21 protein-coding genes are annotated in these 26,700 nt (G+C 57.9%); 12 read left to right on the top strand and 9 right to left on the bottom strand.

Annotation, left to right across the window (positions count from 1 at the left end; translation table 11 throughout):
• Positions 1-165 precede the first annotated feature (165 nt).
• The 3 genes from Z946_RS0116595 to Z946_RS0116585 all read right to left on the bottom strand — a co-directional run bounded on the left by Z946_RS0116595 (position 166) and on the right by Z946_RS0116585 (position 3,624).
• Complete coding sequence (locus Z946_RS0116595) at positions 166-1,437, bottom strand: capsular biosynthesis protein (protein ID WP_025056848.1); 1,272 nt, start codon at positions 1,435-1,437, stop codon at positions 166-168.
• Positions 1,434-2,873 (bottom strand): GumC family protein, encoded by a 1,440-nt coding sequence (locus Z946_RS0116590; protein WP_025056847.1) that lies wholly within the window; start codon positions 2,871-2,873, stop codon positions 1,434-1,436. The genes Z946_RS0116595 and Z946_RS0116590 overlap by 4 nt, the downstream gene beginning before the upstream one ends.
• A gap of 136 nt (positions 2,874-3,009) precedes the next feature.
• Entirely contained in the window at positions 3,010-3,624 is a 615-nt protein-coding gene (locus Z946_RS0116585; RefSeq protein ID WP_025056846.1) for a response regulator transcription factor, read from the bottom strand.
• A gap of 252 nt (positions 3,625-3,876) precedes the next feature.
• On the opposite strand from Z946_RS0116585, the gene Z946_RS0116580 reads away from it, so the two are divergent.
• From Z946_RS0116580 to Z946_RS0116565, 4 genes are all read left to right on the top strand, one after another.
• The gene (locus tag Z946_RS0116580) at positions 3,877-5,256 is read left to right on the top strand and encodes a WecB/TagA/CpsF family glycosyltransferase (RefSeq protein WP_025056845.1); all 1,380 of its coding nucleotides are present in this window, start codon (positions 3,877-3,879) and stop codon (positions 5,254-5,256) included.
• A gap of 46 nt (positions 5,257-5,302) precedes the next feature.
• Positions 5,303-6,187 carry a UTP--glucose-1-phosphate uridylyltransferase gene (locus Z946_RS0116575; RefSeq protein ID WP_025056844.1) on the top strand — a complete coding sequence of 295 codons (885 nt, stop codon included), beginning with the start codon at positions 5,303-5,305 and terminating at the stop codon, positions 6,185-6,187.
• 103 nt (positions 6,188-6,290) lie between these two features.
• Positions 6,291-6,767 carry a putative pterin-binding protein gene (locus Z946_RS0116570; protein ID WP_025056843.1) on the top strand — a complete coding sequence of 159 codons (477 nt, stop codon included), beginning with the start codon at positions 6,291-6,293 and terminating at the stop codon, positions 6,765-6,767.
• Positions 6,768-6,803: 36 nt separating this feature from the next.
• The gene (locus Z946_RS0116565) at positions 6,804-9,305 is read left to right on the top strand and encodes an ATP-binding protein (RefSeq protein ID WP_025056842.1); all 2,502 of its coding nucleotides are present in this window, start codon (positions 6,804-6,806) and stop codon (positions 9,303-9,305) included.
• On the opposite strand, the gene Z946_RS0116560 is transcribed toward Z946_RS0116565, so the two are convergent.
• On the bottom strand, positions 9,295-10,494 hold the full coding sequence (locus Z946_RS0116560; RefSeq protein ID WP_025056841.1) for a polysaccharide biosynthesis/export family protein: 1,200 nt from the start codon (positions 10,492-10,494) through the stop codon (positions 9,295-9,297). The genes Z946_RS0116565 and Z946_RS0116560 overlap by 11 nt on opposite strands.
• A 189-nt stretch (positions 10,495-10,683) precedes the next feature.
• On the opposite strand from Z946_RS0116560, the gene Z946_RS0116555 reads away from it, so the two are divergent.
• The 4 genes from Z946_RS0116555 to Z946_RS0116540 are packed head-to-tail and all read left to right on the top strand — an operon-like array spanning position 10,684 to position 14,862.
• Positions 10,684-11,925 (top strand): oligosaccharide flippase family protein, encoded by a 1,242-nt coding sequence (locus Z946_RS0116555; RefSeq protein WP_025056840.1) that lies wholly within the window; start codon positions 10,684-10,686, stop codon positions 11,923-11,925.
• Positions 11,922-12,845, top strand: a complete 924-nt coding sequence (locus tag Z946_RS0116550) for a glycosyltransferase family 2 protein (protein ID WP_025056839.1) — start codon at positions 11,922-11,924, stop codon at positions 12,843-12,845. The genes Z946_RS0116555 and Z946_RS0116550 overlap by 4 nt, the downstream gene beginning before the upstream one ends.
• A gap of 20 nt (positions 12,846-12,865) precedes the next feature.
• Positions 12,866-13,846, top strand: a complete 981-nt coding sequence (locus Z946_RS0116545; RefSeq protein WP_025056838.1) for a glycosyltransferase family 2 protein — start codon at positions 12,866-12,868, stop codon at positions 13,844-13,846.
• Positions 13,843-14,862: a glycosyltransferase gene (locus Z946_RS0116540; protein ID WP_025056837.1), complete on the top strand. Its 1,020-nt coding sequence runs from the start codon at positions 13,843-13,845 to the stop codon at positions 14,860-14,862. The genes Z946_RS0116545 and Z946_RS0116540 overlap by 4 nt, the downstream gene beginning before the upstream one ends.
• A gap of 88 nt (positions 14,863-14,950) precedes the next feature.
• Here the strand turns inward: Z946_RS0116540 and Z946_RS0116535 are convergent, their stop codons facing one another.
• Positions 14,951-15,874, bottom strand: coding sequence for a carbohydrate kinase family protein (locus Z946_RS0116535; RefSeq protein ID WP_025056836.1), 924 nt, complete (start codon positions 15,872-15,874; stop codon positions 14,951-14,953).
• Between the two features lie 665 nt (positions 15,875-16,539).
• On the opposite strand from Z946_RS0116535, the gene Z946_RS0116520 reads away from it, so the two are divergent.
• The 3 genes from Z946_RS0116520 (at position 16,540) to Z946_RS0116510 (ending at position 19,744) form a co-directional block, all read left to right on the top strand.
• Positions 16,540-17,286 carry a sugar transferase gene (locus Z946_RS0116520; RefSeq protein WP_025056834.1) on the top strand — a complete coding sequence of 249 codons (747 nt, stop codon included), beginning with the start codon at positions 16,540-16,542 and terminating at the stop codon, positions 17,284-17,286.
• Between the two features lie 75 nt (positions 17,287-17,361).
• Complete coding sequence (locus Z946_RS20800; RefSeq protein ID WP_025056833.1) at positions 17,362-18,282, top strand: CpsD/CapB family tyrosine-protein kinase; 921 nt, start codon at positions 17,362-17,364, stop codon at positions 18,280-18,282.
• A gap of 136 nt (positions 18,283-18,418) precedes the next feature.
• Positions 18,419-19,744, top strand: coding sequence for a GumC family protein (locus tag Z946_RS0116510; protein ID WP_025056832.1), 1,326 nt, complete (start codon positions 18,419-18,421; stop codon positions 19,742-19,744).
• Positions 19,745-19,755: 11 nt separating this feature from the next.
• On the opposite strand, the gene Z946_RS0116505 is transcribed toward Z946_RS0116510, so the two are convergent.
• Positions 19,756-21,063, bottom strand: a complete 1,308-nt coding sequence (locus tag Z946_RS0116505) for an oligosaccharide flippase family protein (RefSeq protein ID WP_052836161.1) — start codon at positions 21,061-21,063, stop codon at positions 19,756-19,758.
• 153 nt (positions 21,064-21,216) lie between these two features.
• On the opposite strand from Z946_RS0116505, the gene Z946_RS0116500 reads away from it, so the two are divergent.
• Positions 21,217-22,407 carry a glycosyltransferase family 4 protein gene (locus tag Z946_RS0116500; protein WP_025056830.1) on the top strand — a complete coding sequence of 397 codons (1,191 nt, stop codon included), beginning with the start codon at positions 21,217-21,219 and terminating at the stop codon, positions 22,405-22,407.
• Here the strand turns inward: Z946_RS0116500 and Z946_RS0116495 are convergent.
• Genes Z946_RS0116495 through Z946_RS0116485 form a run of 3 tightly spaced genes read right to left on the bottom strand, consistent with a single transcriptional unit; the run spans position 22,404 to position 26,700 of the window.
• On the bottom strand, positions 22,404-23,237 hold the full coding sequence (locus Z946_RS0116495) for a glycosyltransferase family 2 protein (RefSeq protein ID WP_221228690.1): 834 nt from the start codon (positions 23,235-23,237) through the stop codon (positions 22,404-22,406). The genes Z946_RS0116500 and Z946_RS0116495 overlap by 4 nt on opposite strands.
• A complete protein-coding gene (locus Z946_RS0116490; RefSeq protein WP_025056828.1) occupies positions 23,234-25,759 on the bottom strand; it encodes a hypothetical protein in 2,526 nt (841 codons plus the stop codon). Before Z946_RS0116490 ends, Z946_RS0116495 begins: the two co-directional genes overlap by 4 nt.
• Positions 25,756-26,700: a hypothetical protein gene (locus Z946_RS0116485; RefSeq protein ID WP_025056827.1), complete on the bottom strand. Its 945-nt coding sequence runs from the start codon at positions 26,698-26,700 to the stop codon at positions 25,756-25,758. Before Z946_RS0116485 ends, Z946_RS0116490 begins: the two co-directional genes overlap by 4 nt.

Here is a 26,700-nt window from a genome sequence, read left to right as displayed (position 1 = left end):
ATGCCTTGTCTTCACATGTGCGTTCTAACATACCACCCTCCGCTTAGCGAGGTGATGAACAGCTTTCGCGCAAAGGGTGGAAAGGCGCGATACGAAAACTGCCTAATCCATGGGGAATTCGCCTAAATTACATACCTTCGCGAAACTGCGGGAACGGAGCCAAACCTATTGCTCAAGATCGTAAGGCCCCTGAAGCTCGCGTGCATGGATGCCCAGAACGATCAGCGCTGGCCACAAAAGGTAGGCTTCGATCTCGATGTTCTCACCAAAAGACAAAAGCGTAAGCGTCATCATGATTCCCAGCGGAAGCCGTCCACGCGGACCCAAGGCTGCGTCTTTCAACGCCAGCACAGTTTGCCACACAAAAGGGACCAGCAGCGCAAGAAAACCGACCAAACCTTTAACGAACAACAGGCCGTACCACGTATGGTGGCTTCCGATGGGCATATACTCTACCGCGTGACTGCCCGGCTGAACGGTTGCGTGGCCGAACCAGTAACCGTCCGTCTGCCACCGCTCTGTTGCGATCCGTTGCAGGGTTTCGCGCACGCGTGTGCTGTCGGCGCGTGCCCCTTTGAAAGCTGATATGGCGTCGGTTGCAGCGGTAGCGATGGCAGTCCCCAAGACCGACATGGACGCGGTGAATGCCGCCAGAACCTGCCACGCCCAACCGCGCAGGATCAGCGGCAGCAAGCGCGGCACAGTTGTGCAGGCGACAAGACCGACAAGGCCCATGCGCGACTTGGAGGCAAAGATCATCACCGCCCCTGCCGCAATACCGATGCTGCGCCATTTGATGTCTTTCTCTTCCAGCGCAAAGAGCACCATGACAGTGCCAAGCAATGCGGCAAAAGGCGACCAAGGTGCGTAGAACTGCCAGCGCGGCGTCCAGCTGGAGGGGTCCCACGTAAAGAAATAGACCGAAAAGTACTCAGGCCCCGGCCCACCAACCGCCTTGAGCGGTGAGGTAAAGATGCGCTCCGGCAGACCGATATAAGGTGCCGCGATCAGGATAGGGGTAAGGATCAAGGTCCACAGGCCAACAACACACTGCGCTCTGATAAGCGTTTCGCGGCGGATCGGCAGCACGGCCCCTGCCAGCGGGAAAAGTGCCAGCAATGCCCAGCCTTTGGCCCAGCCGATAGAGGACTTGATTGTTTTGCCGGTCCCAAGTCCCCAATCAAGATGCCCGACCCAAAGTGCGATCAACATCACGAACATCCCGACAAACCACCCCCAGATGACCGGAGGAATACTCCCTGTGGCACGCATGTCTTCGCGTACCGCTGGCCCGAGGTACAGCACCAGCACGACCAACCCGCCAAGAACCCACGCCAGTACCGGACCCACGATATAAAGTGCGCCCACGGCGTAGAATGGCCAGGTCAGAACGAAGGTGCGGTAGACCAGCCGCTCGATTGGGTTTTCGACAATCACAACGGCGTACCAGGCTTTTTCATCAGACGCGAGATGAGTGCAATTCTGATCCAACCCATTGCCAGGCTAATGAACAGCATCATGGTTGCCGCGATACCGGCCATCAGCGCCAGCTTGCGGTTAGGAGACGATGGTTTTGCAGGCAGGGACGGGTTTTCCAGAACCTGTACCAGAGGATAGGATGCATAAACGTCGGACTTGCTTGATTGCGCCCGCGCGATGGCAGAGGCAAACAATGCTTCGGCCACGGAGAAGTCCCGCTCGAGATCCTGCATTTTCGCGGCGGCAGGGGCAAAACCGCTCAGCCTTTTCTGTCCGTCCTTATGTTGTGCCTCAAGTGTGGCCAGCTGCTCAGTTGCGCCGGACACCTCCACCTGCATACGCACAAGTTCCGCCAGCAGGTTGGCCCGCGCGCCGTCAGGGGCAAGATCGAAATCACCCAGTGCCTCGGCGTCCAGACCGGTGATGGACTGGGCAAGCGTCAGAGCGGCGGTATGGGCCTGATCGCGGGCAGACTGTGCCGCCTGCACCTTGGGGTGGCGGACACCATAACGCGCGCTCGCTTCGGTCAGGGCCACTTCAGTGCGACCGATCTCTTCAAGCAACGCGATATAGGCACCATCCGCAAACAGCTTGAGCGTCGCTGCGGCAACGCTGGCGTCCAGCCCCAGTTGGGCTTCCAGCGCTGATGTCGCAGCAAGACGATCATTCAGCTCGGCGCGTTGGTCGAGGATCTTTTCATCCAACGTCAGGTGACGGTCCAGCAGCACATCGTATTGATCGACAGACAGCAAGCCAGTGGATTTCTGCAAGGCTTCGATCTGGGCACGCGTATCTGCAACAGAGGCGCGATAATCCGAGATGGCCTGCAGACCGCTGTCCTGTCGGGTATCAACTTCGTCTGCGCGCAAGGCATCCAGTTCGGTAAAGAACGCCGCGAGAATGGCATCGCCACGCTCTTGGGCAGCCTGCGGTGTGCGGCCTGTCGTCTCAAAATGGATCAGGCTGGTCTGGTCCACCAGACGCACCCGCGGCTGGCCCAGCTCCGCCCGTTCTATGTTCAGAGAGGCCGCTGCCGCATCCACAATCCGGTCCGCGCCCAAAAGGCGCTTGTATGTTTCTGTCGGGCTGACCGCGTTGCTGGCGAAAGCAGAGTTTGCATAAGATGTGGCCTGACCGATACCGTTCACATTCATCGAAGCGGATGCGCCGGAGCCTGGCATAATCAGCGATGTGGTTGAACGGTAGCTGAGCGGCGCGGTCTTGAGGTAGCCAAGCAGCGGTGCCCAGATCAACGTTGCGCCCAGTACGCCGGTGGCGACATAGCGTGGCAGACGTTTGATATCGCTCAGCCTGCCGCCCATCAGGACGCGCTTGGCGACGCCGCCGGTGGTTTTCCGTTTTTTCGGGGCGAAAGGCAGTGAAAGTGTGGTCATCGGTTGGCTCCTTTACCGATGACCTATCTTACTGTGCAGATTTAATCATTTGGGCAGAGGGGCAGCACGAGGGCACTTTCGGGAGCGTACCTATCCCTTCGGATAGGCTTGCGCGTCATACAACAGTTGATGTTTCCTAAAACAGGCCAGCCTCGCGGGCAATCAATGCCGCTTGCGTCCGGTTTGCGGCCCCGACTTTACGGTAAAGCGTTTTCACGTGCAGCTTGATCGTAGGCTCAGTGATATCCAGATCGCGGGCAATCTCCTTGTTGGATTTGCCTTCGGTCAGACCTTTGAGCACCTGCAATTCGCGGGGGGTCAGTTTCTCGGCCAGCGCATTGGTCGATTCTTCTTCCACAGCAGTCATGAAATCAATGGGCGCGTATTGCTCTCCCATGGCCATGAACTTCACCGCGTTGACCAGCGATTTCGCAGGCAGAGATTTGGGCACAAACCCGGCAGCACCGGCCTCTAGCGCATCTTCGGCGATCTGGCGTGTTGCCTCACCCGAGATCAGCGCGACCCGCTGTCCGTCTTTGAGCGACAGCGCGTGGCGCAGCCCTTCAAGACCGTTCATGCCCGGCATGTTATAGTCCAGCAAGATCAGATCATAAGGCGCATCACCTTCAATACGCGCGCACGCATCCTGAAATGTGCCGACGCTTGCTGTTTCCATGCGGCCCTCACCTTCGAGAAACATCACCAGTGTGTCACGCAACAGATCGTGGTCGTCAGCTATTAATACTCTCATAACGTGTCCTTTGAACGTAAATACACACTACCCCTAGATTGTGTTGGTTCAAAGGCGCAAATGATGGGAAAAATAGGCTATTTGTTCCCCTCCAAAGGGATAGGGTACGCCGCAAACGCGCCCGGTCAGGGAACCGGATGGGCTAGTCCCCAAGCCATCCGAGCCGCGAACCTGTCCGCCCGCTCCGTTGCGCCAAGCAGTTGTTTTCGTTGATCAGTAGTCCAACAAATTTGATCACACAGGACTGCTGCCATGACATATCTCACAACCTTCGACGGCCCCGTAACCGCGGTAAACACACTGAACCAGACATACCTTCCCGGTTTGCGTGCACGACTGGTCGACGCGACAACAACCGATACGATCGCAACACTTTTGTCCCCCGGCCGCCGCCGCATTAACTTTATGAATGCACATTGCTTCAACGTAATGGCCCGCGACCGGCAGTATGCAGCGGCAGTAAAAAGCGCTAATTTGCTTTTACCAGACGGTATTGGTGTCGCCCTTGCGGCCAAAATGACGGGTCAGGCGCTGAAGGAAAACCTGAACGGCACCGACTTCATCCCGGCCCTGCTTGAGCAGGCAGCGAAAAACGGCAAATCAGTCTATCTGTTCGGTGGCACGCCCGGCACAGCCGACACCGCCGCACAAAACCTCATTCACAAAATTCCGGGCCTTCAAATTGCAGGCACCCGTGACGGTTATGCCGAAGCGCAAAACGAAGCGGAAGTGATTGCCGACATCAATGCAAGCGGCGCAGACATCGTGTTGGTTGCTCTGGGCGTTCCGATGCAAGAACTTTGGTTGCACCGCAACGCACCTTATCTTGATGCCGACCTAACGATGGGTGTGGGTGCCGCACTTGATTTCTTTGCAGGCAACGTCGTTCGCGCCCCTGCATGGGTCCGCAAAGCAAAGAGCGAGTGGGTCTGGCGTCTGGCGATGGAGCCACGTCGTCTGGCCAAACGCTATCTCGAAGGCAACTTCAGCTTTCTTGCCCGCGCCGCCAAACAGTCGATGGCCACTTGGACACCTGCCTCCGTTGCGAAACGTCTGCTGGATATCACTGTTGCACTTTGCGCCCTGGTTCTTCTCTCCCCGATCCTGTTGCTGACAGCTCTTGCCATCAAAACAGAAAGCAAGGGTCCTGCCCTTTTCACGCAGACCCGCGTCGGTAAAGACGGTCGCCCCTTCACGATGATCAAGTTCCGCTCAATGGTCAGCGACGCGGAAGCGCTGCGCAGCTCCGTGCTGGAGCAATCCGACCGTGACGGTATCTGCTTCAAATCAAAATCCGATCCCCGCATCACACGGGTCGGCCGCTTTATCCGCCGCACCTCGATCGACGAGCTTCCTCAGATCCTGAATGTGCTGCGCGGTCAGATGTCCATCGTCGGCCCGCGTCCCGCCCTGCCTTGCGAAGTCGAAGTCTATCCCCAACGCGCCCTTGGCCGTTTGGCTGTAAAGCCCGGCATCACCGGTGTCTGGCAGGTATCAGGTCGGGCCGATGTCAGCTTCGACCAGATGGTCGAGATGGATCTGGCCTATGCAAGCTCGCGCAGTGTGCTGCTGGACGTCATTCTCATCTGCATGACATTCCGCGCGGTCATCTCCGGCCGTGGCGCACACTAACCCACCTCCTCGCTTCAAACTCATAAATTCCCAAGGAACCCAAAACATGACACATATCCGTACAGCTGTTTTCCCCGTCGCAGGCATGGGCACACGTTTTCTGCCCGCAACCAAATCCGTCCCGAAAGAGATGCTGACTTTGGTTGACCGCCCCCTCATCCAGTACGCTGTAGACGAGGCACGCAAGGCCGGTATCGAGCAATTCATCTTTGTATCCGCCGCCGGCAAAGGCGCGCTGGAAGATTACTTTGACACCGCCGCCGCCCTTGAGATGCAACTGAAGGCAAAAGGCAAAACCGAAGCCCTAGACGCGCTTGCCCCCACACGGATGCCGGAAGGTGCGCTGAGCATTCTGCGTCAGGCAAAGCCTCTTGGTTTGGGTCACGCCGTGCGACAGGCCAAGCGTCTGGTCGGAGACGAGGCTTTTGCGGTTTTGTTGCCCGATGACGTCATCATGCATCCAGCCGGTGCTTTGGCACAGATGGTCGAAGCACACCGTGCGCAAGGTGGCCACATGGTTGCCACCATGGATGTGCCGCGCGCCAATGTTTCGTCTTACGGTGTATTGGACGTGAGCCAGCAAAAGGGCCGCATCTCTCAGGCGCGTGGTCTGGTCGAAAAACCCCGCCCCGATGTGGCACCTTCCACCCAAGCGATTGTCGGTCGCTACATCCTTGAACCCTCAATTTTTGACCGCCTCGACGCGCTCGGGCCGGGTGCTGGCGGCGAATTGCAACTGACCGATGCGATCAATGCGGATGTGAACACGGCTGGCGTAACAGGTTACCGCTTTGACGGCGAACGCTTTGATTGCGGCTCAGTGCAAGGTTTTGTTCAGGCAACCGCGGCCTTTGCTCTTGCCCGCGAAGACCTTGGCATCGACTTCTCTGCCTTCATCGAAGCGCGGACAGCACAGCAGAAAGCAGCCTGATAAACCCAAACCCTATCCGAAAGGATAGGGTCCTATCCCGATACCCCAATGCGCCAACTGGCTCTTCATGACATGGTAGCTCAAACACTTGTAGGAGTACGTCATGTTTAATCGGTTTCACACATTCGTTGTCGCATTGGGGCTGGTCCTCGGACTTGGTGCCACGGCAAATGCCAGCGACACGGTCCTGACCCTGACGCATGAAGGCCGCGAGCAAACCTTCGATCTGGCCGCACTTGAAGCGCTTGGCACCGAAACAATCGAGACGACAACCATCTGGACCGAAGGCACGCAAACCTTTGAAGGTGTCTCGCTGGCGCGATTGGCAGAAGAAGTAGGCGTTGAGGGCGGCACTTTGTTGGCGACAGCAATCAACGACTATACGGTCGAGATCCCTGTCACGGACGCGGTCGAAGGCGGCCCGATCGTTGCCACCAGGATGAACGGTAAGGTGATGTCCCTGCGCGACAAAGGTCCGCTCTGGGTGGTTTATCCCTACGATGCGAATGCCGACTACCGGTCCGAAGTCATCTATTCGCGCAGCATATGGCAACTCGACAGGATAGAAGCGGTCGAGTAACCCCTTCAGAAGATCCCGTAGAGTACAGGAGCTGATGTGGTAGACTTCCTCAACACGCGTGCGAAAACCGGCCGGACATTTCTTGTTCTGGCCGGTCTTGTCATTGTATTGGCCATTGCTTTCCTGACGTGGAACGTGAGGCGTGAAATCGCAGAACTGAGTTCGGCCAGTTCGGACAATGTTCAATGGTCCCTGTCCCAGACAGAAGTCGAATTTCAGGAATTTTCCAACCGGATCAGAGTGGGTGCAGACCTGGCAGGCATCCGCCGTCGGTTCGATATTTTCTATAGCAGGATCGAAACGGTCTCGACGGCGCAGGTATTCGAGGAATTGCGCAAGGACGAAGACTTTGCCGCGACCCTGAGCGACATAAAGAACTGGCTGGACACCACTGTCCCCTACATTGATGCAACAGATGTGGAGCTGACAGCTAGCATTCCAAGGCTCATGTCACTGGTCCAGGATATCCGCCCATCGGTGCGCAAACTCTCCAATTCAGGCCTCAATATCTTTGCACGTAACGCGGATGCACAGCGTGCGGATGTGGCCTCCACACTGACAGAACTGGCGCTGGCACTAGCAGCATTGATCGGTGCGCTTGGTCTGGCTGTGGTATATTTGTTCCGCCTTAATAAGCAGATGCGCACTCAGGAACGCTCTCAACGACAGACCGGCGCTCGCATGAATACCGTCATCAATACCTCACTGGATGGGGTCATCATCAGCGACGACCGTGGATACATCATGGAATTCAGTCCAGCCGCCGAAGAGATTTTTGGCCATAAGGCAGCGGACGTGATCGGACATGAATTGGGTGCCATCATCGTGCCGGACCACCTGCGCGCGGGCCATGACGCCGGGATGGAGCGGATGCGCCAGGGCGGCGAGAGACGCGTCGTAGGCAAGGGACGTGTGCAGCTTGAAGCCAAACGCTCCGACGGGACGGTTTTTCCGGTGGAGCTTGCCATTCAATCGGCAGTTACAGAAGCCGGAGACATCTTTATCGCCTTCCTGCGTGACATCACCCAACAAAAAGCAGACGAAGCTGAACTTGTCGATGCACGGGACAAGGCCATCGCCGGCGAGAAAAGCCGCTCGGAGTTTCTTGCCACCATGAGCCACGAAATCCGCACGCCCCTGAACGGCCTGTTGGGCAATCTCAGCCTGCTGCGCGACACGACGCTCACCGGCAAACAAGATACCTATATGCGCAACATGGAGACATCCGGCCGCCTGCTGCTCAGCCACGTCTCTGACGTTCTGGACATCACCCGCTACGATTCCGGCAAGGTCAGCGCAAACCTTCAGCCGATGAATGTCTCTGATCTTTTGCAAGATATCATCGACAATCAAAGCGGAATGGCCGCCAATCAGGAAACGGCTCTGGATTGGGGTTGGGACGGTCCTGCACAACACTGGATCAGTTCCGACTGTGATCGCTTGCAGCACGTCTTGATGAACCTGATCGGTAACGCAGTCAAATTCACCAAACGCGGCCGCGTGTCCGTCACTGTCAGCTGGCATAACGACGAAATCAGCTTTGAAATCGAAGACACCGGCGTCGGCATACCGGACGAACTGCAAGACCGTATCTTCGAGGATTTTGTCACGGGCAACGCAGCCTATGACCGCGAAGTGGGTGGCACAGGTCTGGGATTGAGCATCGCCAAGCGTTTCATCGATATGTTGGGCGGTGACATCATGGTGGCCAGCACACTTGGCATCGGCAGTACCTTCCGCGTCACCGTACCCGCCAAAGCCACCTCTGAGCCCGCCAAGGCTGGCAATCTGATAGAACGGCGCGCCGTTGTCACACCACAGCGGGTACTTGTTGTAGAAGACAATGAAATCAACAGGTTCGTCGTGCGTGAGATGTTGCAGGCAGATGGTCACGAAGTTCACGAGGCCCATGACGGTCAACAAGGTGTCGATATGGCACAAGCCGATAACTATGACCTGATCCTGATGGACATCAGCATGCCCGTTCTGGATGGCCGCAGTGCCACACGACTTATCAGACAGGGCCACGGTGCATCGAAGAAAACGCGCATCGTCGCGCTGACCGCTAATGCAATGCCGTCAGAGAGGGAAGATTTTCTTGCCAACGGCATGGATGATGTCCTGACAAAGCCGCTCAAGAAATCGGACCTGAGGATCGCCCTCGGGCAGAAGGGACATGAACCGATGACCGAAGCATCTGCCTTGATCGATGAGGCCCACACGCTTGAGACTTATGATGTGATAGGCGCCGAAAACTTTCCAAAGCTACTCGGCCGCTATAACGCCGAGGTCGAGCACTTCATCGAATGGCTTCAAGGTGACGAAAGGCTCGACCGCAACGACATCGCTGCTGAGGCTCACAAGATCGCAGGCAATGCAGCCCTGTTCGGGGCCACCGGTTTCCGCGATGTGCTGCTGAAGCTAGAAAACGCCGCAAAGGCGGGCGAGGACGCGGTTGTCATGTCTGCCATCACCACCCTGCCCGATTTGTGGAAGGACAGTAAAAAGGCGCTGACCGAAATCACGCTTAAGGAATAAAGGCGATGGTACCCAGAACGCGGCCGATCTCGGCAATGTTGGTGATGGTGCTGTCATAACATGCCATCGCATCGCCGGGCAGCAGATAGGGATCGTAGTCATCCCGGTCAGCCCGGCGCAATAGGTCTTCGATGTCACGTTCGATTACCACTGACACACCTGTCATCGGATTGCGCGAGAAAAGCACCGCGGAGCGGTCAGCGCTGGTAGATCGCGGCCCGCCTACGCAGTTTGCGTCGATGACAGCCTGCATATAGCGTGATCCATAAGGCACCTGCCGCACAGTTTGCCCAATGGCAGAGGCCGCGTTATTAAATGCAGGTTGTGTGAGGTTGGACAGGTAGAGGCTGATGCCCGGCGGGCTGATCGGGCTGGGCCGCATCAGATCGTCCTGAAAGCACTGACGGCTTGGCACACGGACCTCGTCACCTGTCAGCAGCATGATATCGACTGAATTCCGCCCCTCAAAGACGCCGCGCATATCGAGCCGGTACGTCTTGCCTGCGCGCTGCACCTCGACCGCAGAGATATCTGCATCCGGGCGCACACCACCTGCCGCGCGCAAAGCAGCAGACAGATTGCGCCCTTCTGTAGACGCACCCGACGCCACCTGACGCAGACTGTCCACCGTGTCCCCGCGCACGCCGCCGATTTCAACCGCATGGGGTTCAAAGACCGCCCCCGACACCCCTACGGAAACAGAGGCAAAATCAGCCGCCCGCACTGATATGCGCGGCGCATCTTGATAGAAATCATCCGCCAGCAAAGCGCGGGCTATATCCGCCTCGACCTCATCGGTGCTGCGCCCTTGCGCGCGGATTGGCGACAGGAACGGCAGTTTCAGCATGCCGTCACGCGACACTACGTAGCTGCCGTTAAAGGTATCATCTTCGGCGATCCGCACATCCAGCAGGTCATTGCGTGACAATCGCTCCCCCCGCAAAACAGTTGCCGCGATGCTGGAACCTTTACCGGCGGACCCGCCAAGGGGCAGGCACTTTTGCGCATTTAGACGTTCCGAATTCAGCAATCCTGCATCCTCGCGGGATACATCCGGTTCGCGGTATTGCGCCTGATATCCATCACCTTCGGCCACAGGCTCAAGGTTGTCGGGCGTGTCAAAGCGTGCGCAGGCGGTTGTCAGCACCAATGACGCCAATGCGCCGGTCAGGATGGGTCTGGTTGACATGTAAGCTCCAGAAACAGGTTTGGGGTACATTAGCCGCATGTTGGTGTTGGCGCCACGGTACAAGCGATGACGAAGCTATACTGATGGATAGGGTGTGTTCCATTTGCGCAGGTAACCTGTCCCGTGGCGTCTGGGACACGGTGGTTGTGTGCGGGGTAAGGTTGGTGGAAATCAACGAAAGCCCACGACATGCCCTTCTCGGACGCAACCAAATCACTCGCTACCAACCTGATCGCATACGGCGCGTCAGAAGTGGCCGCAAAGGCATCACGCCTGCTGGTAGTGGTTGCCGTGGCACGGACGCTGGACCTGACACAGATCGGCATCGCCGCATCAGCGATGGCCGCGGGTGATCTGCTGAAGGCACTGACAGAAAACGGTGTGGGGCAGCGCATCATCGCGGCAAGTGACGACACGCTCGAAGAGACCTGCACCACCGCCCGCCGCATTTTCTGGGTCTGGTGCCTTGGCCTTTGTGTGCTGCAAACCCTGATCGCCGGTGCAATGTACTTTTCAGGTGGCAGTGTGATGCTGTCAGGTTTGATCCTCTTGATGGGTCTTGAGTATCTTTTCATGCCTGCGGGTCTGGTCCAAGTGGCACTGGCAATGCGCGCTGGCAAAATGCGCCAGACAGCGGCCATTGGTGGCACACAGGTGGTCGGCGCAAACCTGCTTTCTATCATGCTTGTGCTGATCTACCCATCCGCCATCGCGCTGATCCTGCCACGTGTTCTGTCCGCGCCGATCTGGCTGTTCGCCGTCCGCGCCCTGCATCCCTGGAATCCAAAATCCGGCATTACGCCTGCCCCTCTGCGCCCGTTCATCACCTACGGGTGGGCCGTGCTGGGCATCGAAGTCGTCAAGGTGCTGCGCCTGCAGGGTGACAAGATTGTGGTTGGTCTGACAATGGGCCCGCAGGCGCTTGGTCTTTATTTCATGGCTTTCAACGCGGGCCTCAGCCTGTCGACAGCCTTTGCCACTGCATTCTCGACCGTACTTTTCCCCCATCTAAGCCAATCATCCGATCCTGCCGCAGCCATGCGTCAAAGCATCATCGTGGGTCTCTCTCTCATCGCGCCTGTGGTGATCCTGCAATCTGCTCTTGCGCCGCTCTATGTCCCTCTGCTCCTGGGCGATGGCTGGGACGCGGTCGCCCCGTTGGTATCGATCTTGTGCCTCGTCGCAATTCCGACCACCCTTTGGGCGACCGCTGCCGGATGGTTGCGCGTTCAGGGCAAACCGCAGGTCGAGCTTTGGATGACCTGCGCACTGGCCGCCGCTGTTCTTGTCAGCACCGCTGTCCTCGCCCCTCTCGGCCTCTTTGCGATGGCTGTCGGCTATCTTGTCGTGACCAGTCTACTGATGGTGATCGGTGCCTTCGCGACCCTCCATACCGATCTCTTTCCTTCCTACCCACAGGTGCAGTCATGACCGACTTCTCTATCATCATCCCCTGCTACAACGCCGCCCAAACGATCCGCGCGACGCTTGACAGCATTCAGGCACAGACCTGCGACAACTGGGAAGTCATCTGCATCGATGATGGATCAACGGACAATACGCTCGGTCTGCTGCACGACCTACGCGCTGAAGACCCTCGTATCCACGTGTTCCAGAATATGGGCAAAGGCCCGAGCTGCGCGCGTAATCTGGGTGCGTTGTTCTTTGCTGGCAGCGAAATCATCGCTTTCTGCGATGCCGATGACATTTGGGGGCCGAACAAGCTGAGCGAGCTCAAGACCTGTTTTGCAGACCCATCCGTTGATGCCGCTTTCTGCAAGATCGCGTTCTTCCACGACGACCCATCAATCGTCTCGGCCGTATCAAGCATTCCGGCAACGCCGCTCAGCATCCCGATGCTGCTTGGCGAAAACCCGGTGTGCACCATGTCCAACATTGCGGTGCGCCACGACGCGTTTCTGCGCACCGGCGGTTTCGACGAGACCATGGTCCACAACGAAGATCTGGACTGGCTGATCCGCTTGGTCGGCACCGGCAGCAGAGTTATCGGCATCGACAGCTGCCAGACCTGGTATCGCACCAGCCCTTACGGATTGTCGGCAAACCTTCAGGCGATGCTGGAAGGCAGAACAGCAGCTATTCGGACAGCCGCCCGTTACGGCCATGCCCCCGATCGGTCTGCCGATGCAATCTTTCTGCGCTACCTCAGCCGCCGTGCATTGCGCCTTGGTCAGGGGCGGCTTTTGCCACTGTCGTTCGCTTTGCAGGGCGTTGCCCGCAGCCCGTCAGGATTTTTCAGCGTCCCGCGTCGCGGGTTTGCCACTCTGGCGGGTGCGTGCCTCGCTCCCATCCTGCCCTCGCGAATTTCCGAAATTCTCTTCTCTCGCTAACTCTTTCAAGGATCCCTCCAATGCCCATCGCTTCCATCATCGTTCCCGCCTTCAATGTCGCAGATACCCTCCCCGCCACGCTGAAAGCACTTCTTGCCCAGACATTTGATGATTACGAGATCATCGTGGTCGATGATGGCTCAACCGATACGACATCAACGCTTTTGCAAGAATACGCCAACATATCTCCGATCCGCGTCATCACCCAGCGTAACCGCGGCCTTGCCGGTGCGCGCAACACCGGAATCTCGTTGGCCCGCGGTGAATTTATCGGCTTTTGCGACGCGGATGATCTTTGGGTGCCGGAAAAACTCGCGCTTCACGTAGCACACCTGCAATCGGCACCTCACGTCGGTGTCAGCTTCTCAGGCTCCGCCCTTATCAACGATGAAGGTGACGCGCTCGGCATGGCGCAGTCCCCGCGTCTGACGAACATTACCGCAGCACATATTTTCAAGCGTAATCCGATTGGTAATGGTTCAGCACCAGTGATCCGCAAAGCCGTCTTTGATGCGATTGCACACCGCCCCGCCTCCGAGAAGACACGCGACTGGTATTTTGATGAAACCTTCCGGCAGTCAGAAGACATCGAGTGCTGGTTGCGCATCGCACTGACCACCAACTGGCAGTTCGAAGGCATTGCGGGTGATCTGACACACTACCGTATCAATGCGGGCGGACTGTCTGCCGCCACCGACCTCCAGCTTGCTGCATGGGAGCGGATGATTGCGAAACTGTCGCAGGTTGCCCCGTCATTTTTCTCCAAGAACGCCAAGTCGGCCCGTTCCTATCAGCTGCGCTATCTGTCCCGCCGCGCAATCAGCGACAAAGATACAGGCCGGGCCATTGAGCTGCTGAAGCAGTCGTTCCGCCAGTCTTGGTCACCCCTCTGGGAAGAGCCTGTGAAATCACTGACAACCATCGCTGCCGCCTTGGTTTTGCGCTATGCTGGCCCTCTCGCACTGGACGCATTGATGGCACGCAGAGGAGCCGCGACATGACCGACCTTCCCCGAGTACTCCACCTTGTTGACGATACCACAGCAGGCGGCGTGATGCGTGTGCTGGATTTTCTGCAATCCGATAGCGAGCTGGCGAAGACCGCAAATCATGAGGTTGTCTCGGTCAATCGCGGCCGGATTATCGGGAATCTCGGCCCCGCCCATGCGATTGTCTCGCATCTTGCCGTCTCCTGGCGGAGCCTTCCCTCGCTGGTCGCCTTGCGGGCTATGCATCCATTGACGCCGCTGATCCATGTCGAACACAGCTATACCGGTTGCTTCGTGACACATAACGTGCGCCATCGTGGGCGTTTTAGAACACTACTGAAAACAGCATACAGCTGCTTCAACCGCGTCGTCTGCGTCAGCAATGGACAGGCCGACTGGATGGTCGCCGAGCGTCTGGTTCACGCGGACAAACTGTCAACAATCCAGTCCTGTGTTGATCTGACAGCTTTCCGCGCGATCCCTGCCCCTGCTGGGCCCGCACATGTGTTCGGTGCCATTGGTCGCCTTGACGACCAAAAAGGGTTCGACACGTTGATCGAGGCGTTTCGTCAGTGCCAAGATCCGAATATCGAACTGCACATCATCGGCGAAGGGGCGCAGGAACCGTTTCTGAGGTCACTTGCACTGGGCGACGACCGGATTGTTTTCAGAGGATTTCAGGCCAACCCGATAGAGGCACTGCGTAGCGTTGATATCGTAATGATGCCGTCCCGTTGGGAGGCCTATGGTCTGGTCGCCATCGAGGCGCTTGCCGCCGGCCGCCGTTTGCTATGCCACGACATTGACGGGTTAAGCGATCATGCCGAAAGTGGTGGCGTGATGCTTAACACGGCTGATACCGAGAATATGAGCGCAATCATTATGCAGGAAGCGCAATCAACCGCAGCGATGCGCACACCGTCTTTTGTTCGCAGCTCTGCCCGTTTGGAAAATCAGTTCCGTGCCTGCTGGCGCTTTTTGTTGAGCGACGTCGGCGTTGGCGCGCGAGATGCTGTTCCAACGCACTAACCTGCACCAACCAATACCTAAAGACGGCTACCGGAGGGCCCAGAGCAAGCACTTTCTAAGCACCTATCCGCAGCACCCCATCCGGCTGTCAGAGTTCGTTTTTCCACGGTGGGTTGGCACCGGCACGCGATACTGTAACCGCCGCGACCTTCGCGCCATAGCTCAGCGCTGGCACCAGATCTTCTGCCGACAGCGTGGCGACGGCTTCTTTGGACAGCGCCCCTTGCTGCGTCAGCCCCGCCAAGACGCCGGCGTTAAAGGTATCGCCCGCCCCGACGGTATCCACCACAACCGCCTTGCCTGCCGGCACGCTGGCATGGCCCCCATCGCTAAACACCATGGCGCCCTCTGCCCCTTTGGTCACAATGACAAACTTGGGGCCCTTGGCCAGCACGGCCTTTGCCTGATCTGCAATGCTGCCGGACCCGCCTGTCATCCAAGCCAAATCCTCGTCCGACACTTTTACGATATCGCAATGGGGCATCATCCGGTCCAGCCGTGCGCGGTAGGCTTGCTCATCGGTGATAAACGAGGTGCGGATGTTGGGATCCATCATGACCAACCGCGAGCCGCCTGCGGTCGCGCAGACGTGGGCATAGGTATCCGCAGCAGGTTCACTGACCAGACTGATACCCCCGAAATACAGGGCCTCCACAGCTTCAGGAATATCCGGCACGTCTGCTGGCCGTACCATGCGGCCCGCAGAGCCTTCGTCGTAGAAGGCATATGTTGCATGTCCGTCAACCAAATGGACAATCGCCAGTGTCGTTGCGCGATCGCTGCGCACCAGCATGTCGGTTTGAACATTATTTTCGGACAGGGCATCAGCAAGTTGCACGCCGAAACGATCACGCGAAACACCGCTTAGCATGCCAACCGGAACGTCGAGCCTGCCAAGAGCAATGGCTGTGTTGAAAAGAGCACCGCCGCAATGGGGTACAAACGCTGTCTGCCCGTCCGGCCCGGCTACGGGGATCATATCAATCAGCGCTTCACCGCAACACAAAATCATAGCTTCGCCTTCTCACTTGCGATCCGTACCACTTCGGGCCGATCCGTTTCGCGCCCTATTACTGCAACCGGCCGCAAGAGGCAAAATATCATCACTGTTTAATTAGCCTTTTTGCTCGCTTTTGAAATGAAACGGCAATTTCACCATCGCAGATTGCTTGCGGCTGAAAAAACCAATCTGCCCAAAGGCCAGAACGCCAATACTCATTTTCAGATTGAAACTGATTCTTTCAATTCCGGCAGAAAAAAGGCACTGCCAGCCCAAATTTCGCCGAAAAGCATGAAAACAAGGCCTAAAATCCTTCTCGTTAGGCGGGAATTATGGCGTTCAAAGGTGGGGAAACATGAACAATAGCTCCCCTGCAAGGGAACTGTTTTCCAAAGTAGAAAAAAACAGACTGTTTCGCCCAAATCTCGGCAAATGCGACAAAAAAATGATATTGATAGGGCAAGATTGGAGCACGTCCGCTGTATTGGACAACGGCGTGTTGAAATATGACATCAATGTGACAAGGCATTTGTTGCAGGCGTGTCTGGATATGCTGTAAAGTGACGCTGTTTCGGGTGCTGCCGGACAAACAGTTCCTTTCAGCAGCAGTGGTTGTGTTTCATGCATTCGCAGAATGCGTGTTTGGTTATTGAGTTTTTTGGCCCTGGGGGGTTGGAATGAAAGATACTGTTGATCAGGCGGCCGGTTTCGGCATGCTTCGGTTTGGCTCGCACAGGGCAGATCCGGCGGGGGCGCTTTATGCCCGACCGAGTTATGTCTGGGATTCCGCGCTCGCGGCCAAGCATGGTCCGGTTTACCTGTATCGCGATCTTGGCAAGCGGCTGATGGATATCCTGTTCGTTCTTGTCACCCTGCCCTTCTCCCTTGGTATTATCGCAATTTGCGCCATCGCGCTGTGGCTTGAGGGCGGCAACCCGTTCTACACGCAGCCCCGTCTTGGCGAAGGTGGCAAACGGTTTTCGATCCTCAAGCTGCGCACAATGGTACGAAATGCCGATGAGGTGCTTGAAACATATCTGGCGTCCGATCCAGCCATGCGGCAGGAATGGGATGAGCTGCAAAAGCTGCGCAATGACCCGCGTGTTACCCGCATCGGACATCTGCTGCGCAAAACTTCACTGGATGAGCTACCGCAGCTGTTTAACGTGTTGATTGGCGACATGAGCCTGGTTGGCCCGCGCCCAATGATGCCAGAACAGCTTGAAATGTACGGTGACCCCAAGCATTACAACGCGGTCAAACCAGGCATCACTGGTCTGTGGCAGGTGTCAGCGCGAAACAATTCACGGTTCACTTACCGCAACGAGGTAGACGGTTCTTACGAGCGGTCACTGACATTGAAGCTGGACCTACTGATCCTGTTCAAGACCATCGGCGTGGTTTTGCGCCCGACAGGTCATTGATCATGGGGAACGTTGTCCAGATGGCACGAACGGGTGTAAACAGGTCCTATGGCCAGACATACAAAGGAGACCGGGATGCGTGATACCTATGGGTCAGATGCACTCGGTGATGATGTGATCGAACAGACTGCGGTCGGGTCAAGCTTGGGCATGCGCCACAGTATCCGTCCGCGCCGGGCGTTGATCACACACCCTTCCACCACGCCTGCGGTAGCACGGCGCGAATTGCCCGTTGATCCCACCGAACTGAACGCCATTCCGCCTGCCTACGTGCCCGATACTTCCCTGCCGCGGTGGCATGAATTGGAACTGGTTCAGACCGGTGCCCGCAAAAAGGCCGGAACAACAGCATTGCCCGTGGTCGATGCATCTCGCGACAGTGCGACAGTGCGTGCCTTTGATCTGCTGCGCACGCGTCTGCGCCAGACCACTCAGGAACACGGCTGGTCAAACATCGCAATCACTGCCCCCACATCGGGCTGTGGCAACACTTTCACCGCGGTCAATCTGGCGCTGAGCCTCTCGCGGATCAGCGGGTCGCGCACGGTCCTGATGGATTTCGACCTGCGCAACCCCGGTGTGGCACAGGCGGTAGACGTGACCGCACGCGGTGCCATGAGCGATTTTCTTGCCGGCCAGATGCCAATTGGCGATCACATGGTACGCATCAGCGATACACTGGCCTTGGGACTGAACACCACGGTAGACGAAAACGCAGCCGAAACGCTGCAAGCTGCCGAAACCGCCCACACGATTGAGCGGATGCGGGCAGCGCTTCAGCCGGAACTGGTTCTATATGACATGCCCGCAATGCTGGCCCACGACGATGTCTCGGCCTTCCTGCCGCAACTTGACGGTGTGCTTTTGGTCTCTGACGGGTCACAAACCATGGCCCGCGAGCTGGTCGAATGCGAGCGCATTCTTGACGGTCAGGTTCCGCTGCTTGGTGTTGTCCTGAACCGTGCGCGCCCCAATTCGATCCCACATTACAACTGATTTGTACTGCGACAGGGCGTCGCTCGTCTTTTTCGCGGAATATGCCCTATAATGGCCCTATTGTGGTGGTTTGAGCATGAAGCCTCAAAAGGTTAACGCCTGACGGGGAACCGTGAAATTTGGATAAGCAAGACTGATGGGTCCGATTTATACATTGGCTGACTTTCTCGATATGGTGCGCCGTAGGGTGGGCATCATTTCGGCTGCCATCATCATGGGTTGCTTTGTATCCGTTTACTGGGCGCTGTCGGTGCCGCACGAGTATCAGGCGACCGAAGTTATTCAGGTCGAACAGCCGACCATATCAGATGAACTGGCCCGCTCCACCGTAGAAGGCTCTGCCGCCCGTCGCTTGCAACTGATCCAGCAGCAGGTCATGGCGCGATCAAATCTTGAACGCCTCATTGAAGAACTGGATCTTTATTCCAATCTGCCCGCGTTGCGGCCCTATGAAAAAGTCGATTTGCTGCGTCGTTCGGTATCAATCACCGGTCTGGCCGCGGTCCGCGAAGGATTTGCCGATGACGGTGCCATATCCGTTCTGACCATCACTGCGACCACCTATGACGCCTATAAGGCGCAGGCACTGGCCCATGCAATTGCGGATGAAACCCGCAAGCTGGCCGCAGACCAACGCCGCGCCCAAACCCGCGAAACGCTCGATTTCTTTCAGGAAAAAGAGGATGCCTTGCTGGCTGAAATAGCACAGCAGGAAGCAGACCTCGCAGCCTTTCGCAGCCAAAACGACATCTCTATCGACGGTGGTCTGGAATTCCGCCGTTCGGAGCTGAGCAGCCTGAACGATGCGATGCTGGAGTTGGACCGCGAGATCATTACAGCACAACTCGCCATCCAGAACATCGACCGCAGCGGCGGCACCCGTGCAGCTACGGTGAAGCGCGAGGAAGAAGAACTGACACGTCTTATGGACGGGCTGACCACTCAGCGTCAGCTTTTGCAAGACCGGCGTGCGGCCCTCAGTGCCAGCATCGAAACCCGTCCCGAGGTTGAGCGCACTCTGGCCGAGTTCGAGCGACGCATGACACAGTTGCGCGGTCAGCTTGACGTTGTCTCTACCCGCCGGAACGAGGCCGAAGTCGGCTACACGTTGGAGGATGCCTCCCGCGGCGAGCGGTTTATCACACTCGAAGAGGCGCGCGTGCCAGAGTATGCAACCTCAATGAGCCGGAAGAAGCGCGTTATCATGGGTGTTTTTGCATCCGGAGTTATCGGACTGGCCCTCGCCTTTCTGTTGGAACTGCGCCGCCCGGTCATCCGGACCGCCCGCCAGATGCAACGTGAGACAGGTCTGCTTCCTGTGGTTTCCATCCCTGAAACCCGCCCTCCCCGCAAACGCAAAGGTCTGTCAAAGCTTTGGCAGGACAGGCGTGAGGCTGGTTTGCAAGGCCGTGCTGCGCGGCTTGCCCGCAACACATCTAGTGGCGACCCTGAACACAGCTAACCAGTAACGCGCTATTGCGTCGCCGCAATCATGGCCGCGATGGCGTCCTTATGAAGCCAAAGCGATGCTGCCGCTGCGATCCCGCCTACTACGAAGAACAAGAGATCATGACGGGCGTCCCATATGCCGTGGGCCCGCGCCAGCCAGATCAACACCAAGTGGGCCAGTGCCATTGCCAAGGCCATGCCGATTATCGCGCCAATCAGGCCAGCATAGACCGCACCGACCAGCAGCATCCCCACCTGCAGACTGGACCGGATGGCGTTATAGATAAAGAAACGTCTGCTGTCGCCTGCCGCAAGTGCGGCCTGATCGTAGGTCATGCCAATCACCTGTGGGATCAACCCTGCCGCCAGCAAAACCACAATCGCCCCCGCACTTACGTACCGCGCATCGTAAAGCACATCCACCAGCCATGGACCGGCAAGCGCCATCACGACCAGCAGACCGACAACCCCGATACTCAGGCCGTAGCGCAAGCGCTTGATCCGTACCGGATCAGCTTTCTCGCGATAGACAGGGATCATAATCCGTCCGGTAACGGCAAGGCCCAGCAACAAGGGAAAACTCGCCAGAAAGTACCCGATGTTGTAGATACCAAGAGCCTCAAGCGACAGGAACTTGCCCAGAATGGCTTTGTCACCCTGACTGGCGAAAAACCAGAATACTGTTGAAAGGAATATCCATTTGCCGAAGGTAACCAGCTCGGTAACCGCGGTGTTTTCCCACGTCAAGCGGTTGCGGTCTCCGGGCAGGTAGAACCACGTCAGTGCAAGCTTGGCCACCGCCGTTGCTACGCCACCCACCACCAATGCTGCGACTGATTGCCAGATCAGTGCCAGTACCACCATGACGACAATACCGATGATCTGGCTCAGTACATCAAGCGCCGTCAGACGCCCCATCAGCAGATGCCGGTGCGCGGTCTCGATCCGTGTGGGGTTGAAGCCAGCGATCAGCAACGACAGCGCCGCGATAGGCAAATATTGCATCAGGTCAGGCTGATCGTAAAACAACGCCGCCGGATAGGCCAAGAGACAGGCGACCACCCACAAAATGGAACCGCGTATGATCTGGATGGTCCACGCGGTGTTCAGAAAATCAGGATCATCACCCCGTTTCGACTGCGCGATCGACGGCGCGATGCCGACATCCGAGAACAGTGTCAGCCCAACTGTCACAACCGAAATCAGCGCCATCAAGCCAAAGGCTTCGGGGAATAAGAGCCGTGTGAGGATCAGGTTCGACGCCAGCCGTATGGCCTGTGATGCCCCGTACCCCAGCACGATCCACGAAGCGGACCGCGCCACCCGTGCCATCAACCGGTTGCCGCCCAGAAGACGGGACAAAATTGCGAACACTGTATCCCCGCCTCACTTCTGCCGTCTAAGGGTGATAGAACACCGCCGCGCGATGGTCTATGCCCTTGGAAGACGATTGCCGATGCCCACTGGACCCGAAAGCCGCACCTCGTGAAGATTGCCTATATCCTCAACACCTATCCCCAACCGTCCCAGAGCTTTATCCGCCGCGAGATCCGTAGCCTTGAACGACAAGGCCACGACGTGCTGCGCATGGCGATGCGCCGCGCAGAGGTGCCTCTCGTGGATGCGCAGGATAGGGCCGAAGGCGACAAGACAGAATATGTTCTGTCCGAGCGCAAGTCGGTGCTGGCGGGCGCCTTGTTGCAGGCACTCAAAGCCGATCCGGGTCAACTACACAAAGCAGCGCGTGCTGCAATTGCCATGGGCCGCGCTTCAGAGAACGGTGTGCCGCGCCATTTGATCTATCTGGCAGAGGCCGCTTTTGTCGCCATGCGGTGCCGCGCCGAGGGCGTGACCCATGCGCACGCGCATTTCGGCACCAACGCGGCGGCGGTCGCGATGCTGTCAGAGATGTTAGGCGGGCCGAAATTCAGCTTTACCGTACACGGCCCCGAAGAATTCGATGCGCCCCGGGCACTGTCCTTGGGGACCAAGGTCGCACAGTCCAACTTTACCGTCGCCATCAGCCAGTTCGGCCGCTCGCAACTTTACCGCTGGGCCGCACCCGCCGATTGGGGGCGCATAAAGGTGGTGCACTGCGGCATTGAACCTGCGAAATTCGATGCGCCCGCTCCCATGCCCCAAGGGCCCCGCCGTCTGGTCGCGATCGGACGTCTGGTGGAGCAGAAAGGCCAGCTTGCCCTTATTCGCGCATTGGCACAGACCCGCGAAAACATACATGTCACCCTGATTGGCGACGGTGAGCTGCGCGGCGAGATCGAAACGTTGATGCGCACTCTTGGTGTGGCAGACCGCGTCACGCTTACCGGCTGGGTGGACGAAGCGCGGATCAAGGACGAACTTTCCCGCGCCCATGCGCTCGTGATGCCAAGCTTTGCCGAAGGGCTTCCGATGGTGGTCATGGAGGCCATGGCGGCCGCCCGTCCTGTCATCGCAACCTATATCGCGGGAACGCCCGAGTTGGTCCAGGACGGCACCCACGGTTGGCTGGTTCCTGCCGGAGATGTTGAAGCACTCGCCGGTGCCATGGACGCCTGCGCTTCAACCCCTCTCAAGAAGTTGTCACAAATGGGCGACGTTGCCCGCGCCCGCGTGCTGGAGCGGCATGATACTGATGTAGAGGCCGCCAAGCTCGTGAGATACATGCAGGGCGGTTAACGCCCCCTCACCCATCGGTTATCCGACTTCAGCACTGGCAGGCGGATGGCGGAACGCACCAGTGCGAAGGTAACAAAGGCCACCGGATCTCTGACAGCGCGCTTCCACAAGGGCACCGTGCGATCATGCGGGTCGTCGTTGGCGATCAGTTCAGGATAGCGGTTTTCGATCTCTGCAACGCCAATATCCTGCCTGCGGCGAACTTGCACCAAGGCAGCAAACCCTTCGATCATCGGCCAGTCATAGGACGCAGGAACGCGGTGGCGTTCTTCTGGTGCAAAGTTAAGCCGCGCAAAAGTGTCGTCCGATATAATATCCGGCCAAGCGCCCCAGCGCGCGCGCCCTGCCCGGTTCATCGCAAAAACGCCGAAACCCGGCACACCGTGGACCATAAAAGGCGTGGTCAGCCAGAAACGGGTATAATTCCGCGTCAATGCGTCCTTTCCGGTGATGGTCACATTTGGTGAGCCGCTTGCATAGCGTGGACCTGCCACATCAAGTGTGGCGCTGAGCTGCGTCATAAGCGGAGGCGAGACAACAACGTCCGCATCAAGATAGATCAGCACCTCGCCACTTGCGGCTGCTTCGCCTTGGTTCCAGGCGTTCAGCTTGCCCCCTTGCGCAAGGTCCAGCACGATAAGCGTCCACCCTGCGGCTTCGGCCTTGACCGCGAAATCCCGCGCAATCTGCGCCGTGTCATCGGTGCAGCCATTGGCGATCACAATCACTTCCGCCCCACCTGCAACCGGCTCGGATGCGATCACCGCCTCCAGACAGGCGGGCAGATAAGCCGCTTCATTATGCGCGGGGATCAGAATGCTTGTTTTCATTGAAATGCCAGTACCGCGTCCCAGCGGGAGTTGCTGTCATCCAGATGCCGCAGCGTGCCCCAAGATCCCCATTTTGTGGGTGCGTAGACATCGTTGAATACATTAAAGAGCTGTCCGCCCACCGCTTTCCAACCCTCAAGTAATGTACCGTAGAGCGCACCCATCTCCGCCGAATAATTAAAGTGCTGGAAAAAGGCGGTCAGCGCTGCGTCATCGACCTGCGGTCCAATTCCGACCACATGACTGCCCCCCTCATACATGACGAGGTCCATATTATGGCTGCGGGCAACCTGAGCATGATAGGGCCAGACGCGACCCAGAAGGTCAGACAACGTGTCGGCCGGATTGCCGCTGACGGCACCGTCCATCAACTCACGTCCCGCCAGTTTGCTGGCATAGTCATAGCGGTGCTGCGCGACATACCGTGTTTCAGCATCCCCCTTGAGGCCCTGTGCCTGCGCATCTGCAACCGCTTTGGCCTCGCTTTCCTCCAGCCAAGCGTTGACCATGGGGCCGCGGTCTTCCAGCCCCAGGATACCACCGAAATAGCCGGTGACGGCATAGGCATCGAAGGCCGTCTTGGGTGCAGCCGCGCCATCTTCGACCGCCAGCGGTGCCTCTAGAATTTCAGTCTCAAGCCCCAGCCAGCCAGTCTGGCTTGCCGCAACATTCACCAACCGCCCATCCGTCGCGTCTGCGAACACATCCGTCCAGATGCGGGCCACTTCGGCTGCGCGCATGCCGTAGAACTGCATCCATTTGTCCTTCTGACCCCACCGCTCCAGCGCCATGGCATCTGCCCAACGGGCCTGTTCGAACTGCCAGTTCCAGACTTCATTTGAAAACTCGACATATGCAGTCAATTGCGGATCAAGCTGATCCCGCACCATGGTCGCATAGGCGCGCACGAAGTCGTCATCTGCCAGATGCGGCATGTTGAACCAAGCATCCATTTCCAATTCATTGGCAAGCCTGATCATCACTTCCAAGGGAACACCCGTCGCATAGGTAACATCACCCACAAGCGGGCGATCACCCCAAGCTGACAGTTTTGAATCATTTGTCTGCGACCAATCCATGAAACGCAGCGCTCGAAACTGGCCGATCCGCGCAGTCCACGACGGATTGAACTTCGCGCCCCGTTCGAACCGGCGGATGTTGTCGGTGTGAACAACGGCGATGTTGCGCGGCGGGTTGGTGGTGTTGATGCGCTGGATGCGAATGTCGACGCTGCCCGGACCGGGCGTGTAATCGAACGTCACTTCTCCCTTGCCGTAGCGCACGTTCTGCGCCAGCCCGCCAACCTCGATTACGCCTGTTCCGTCAAAGCTGAGCCTGTAGCGCCCTTTGAGAGAGACCGCCTCGGGTGGCATATCTGTCAGGATGAGCGTGCCGATACTGCTGAGGCTGCGCGGCATCTTAACCGGCCAGCCGTCTGCGTCCAGAAAGCCGCCCGATAACAGTGCGTCATACTCCATCCCGCCGAATTGTCCGGGCTTATGACCCAGCCAAGGACGGGCGGTCTTCATCAGGTCGAGAAACGGGTTCTGGGTACCCCAGTCGGCGATGCCAGCCAGACCAATCGCAACCGCGTTCGTTCCCTCGACAGCCCCTTCCGGCACCTTCACCAACTCGCCGACAGGACGGTCAGGCGGCCCGGTTGGTGCAGCAGGCGCTGTCACTTTACGGGCCAAAGGTGCCGGCGGTACTGGGGCTACTGTCGCCCCTCCGTATGCCTGCACCGCTTCCCATGCCACGCGTTGCAGCTCGCGGGAGAGATCCTGATCGGGTGTGTCGAAAGACTTACCAAAGCGGTCTTTGAAGTCCACAGGCAAACCCAATGGATCGAGCCCTGTGACTACGGCGTATTGCACCATGGCCACGAAATAGTGGCCGGTGTCGTTAAGGTGTATGTCGTCAGCAAATAGCGCATCAATTCCGGACAGACCTGTGATCCGGCCTGCCGCGATCTCGTCATGAAGGCGGCCCATTGCCTGCCCCGCGGGGATCAATGCAACAGTCGCCTTGTCCGATCTGTTGGCGGCGGCAATCTGTGCGACGATTGTTTCCCAGACAGGCAGGTCCTGCTCCAGCCGCTCACGCCACGGCGTACCGGCCTTCTCGTCATGTTCGACCGACTCACCTGTGCCGCTTTTCAGGCTGTGCCACGTTTCCTGTACATAGACTTTGGCAGATGGATTGGCGGAGATCGCGAGATTTGCAAAGGCTTGTGCATATACTTCAGTCTCGGACCATTTCGTATGGTTCTCAAGCGGGATCGCTTCGGTGAGAATGAGGTGCGTTGTGCCACCTTCCGGCAGAACGGCACGGGCGTCGACACCTTCGGCAGCGTCGGATTCTTCCCAGTTGTAGCGCAGTGGCGCGCCGTTGATGATCTGCGCGGCGACCTGCGCATCACCAGTCCCTGCGAGCAACGCCTGTTCAAGCATCGTCGGGCCGGTCGTGCCAAACAGGCTATGACCCACCATCAACACCGCATAGAGCGCGTTCAGACCACTCATGCCGCTACTCCCGTCTCGGGATGCGCCCGCACAACATCCCAGACGATCTGCTGCATCAACCCAGCGACCTGGGGTGACGGTGCCGTCGCGGGCGTCCCATCCGCACGCATCAAAACATTCGGCAAACCGATTGGCGACCGGTGATAAAGAACAGCGTAGTGGGTAAGCGCAACCAGATAGGCACCCAGATCGTTAAAGTGAATGGTATCCGGCGTGCCATCGTCACGCTTGGCAAAAAGATCGTTCACACCTTGGACTTCGGCCACGCCACCGCGTTCCTCAATGCTGCGTACAAATGCCGCTTTCACCTGCCCCGCAGGGATCAGATGAATAGGCGCATCCCCCGCCGCAAGTGCGGGGTAGATCACGCGTCCCTGCCAATACGTGCGAAGATCACTATCAATTCGCTCAAGCCAGCCAGCATTGTCATTGGTGTGGTGCCATGTCTCGTAAAGGTAGATACGCGCCTTCGGGTTGGCATCCCACGCCAGACCTGCCCATCTTGCCAAATATTCTGCACTGTCGTGGTAGCGGACAGCATCGGCAATCTCGACCATCTCCGTCAGCACAACCGCATCATATCCACCTGACTGAAGCGCCTCTTTGGCGGCCCGAAAACGAGGACGATCGTTTTCCTGCTCGAACCCGTTAACGGGCAAATCAGGCTCCCAATGTTCTTTGAGCGAGGTCCCCCAGCCAAGCTGGCTATCATATTCGTGGCCGTCGCCCGCAAGCTGCGCAAGCATCGCGGGCATGTCGCGTCCCACCAAAGAATGACCCAGATGGTAAACCGACAGACTTCCCTCGGGGCGCGGCAACGGATTGGAATAAAGCGCATCGGCAACATCTTTGCCTCGCCGCCCTGTGACATAAGCGTAGGCTGCGTAGGCTCCGGTGAGCGCCAGCACCCCCATCGCCGCACGGCGGGTCCATCGTGACAT

Source organism: Sulfitobacter noctilucicola (assembly GCF_000622385.1).
Classification (GTDB): domain Bacteria; phylum Pseudomonadota; class Alphaproteobacteria; order Rhodobacterales; family Rhodobacteraceae; genus Sulfitobacter; species Sulfitobacter noctilucicola.
The sequence above is the reverse complement of the archived record's forward strand: the minus strand, read 5'-3'. Positions and strand labels throughout refer to the sequence as shown.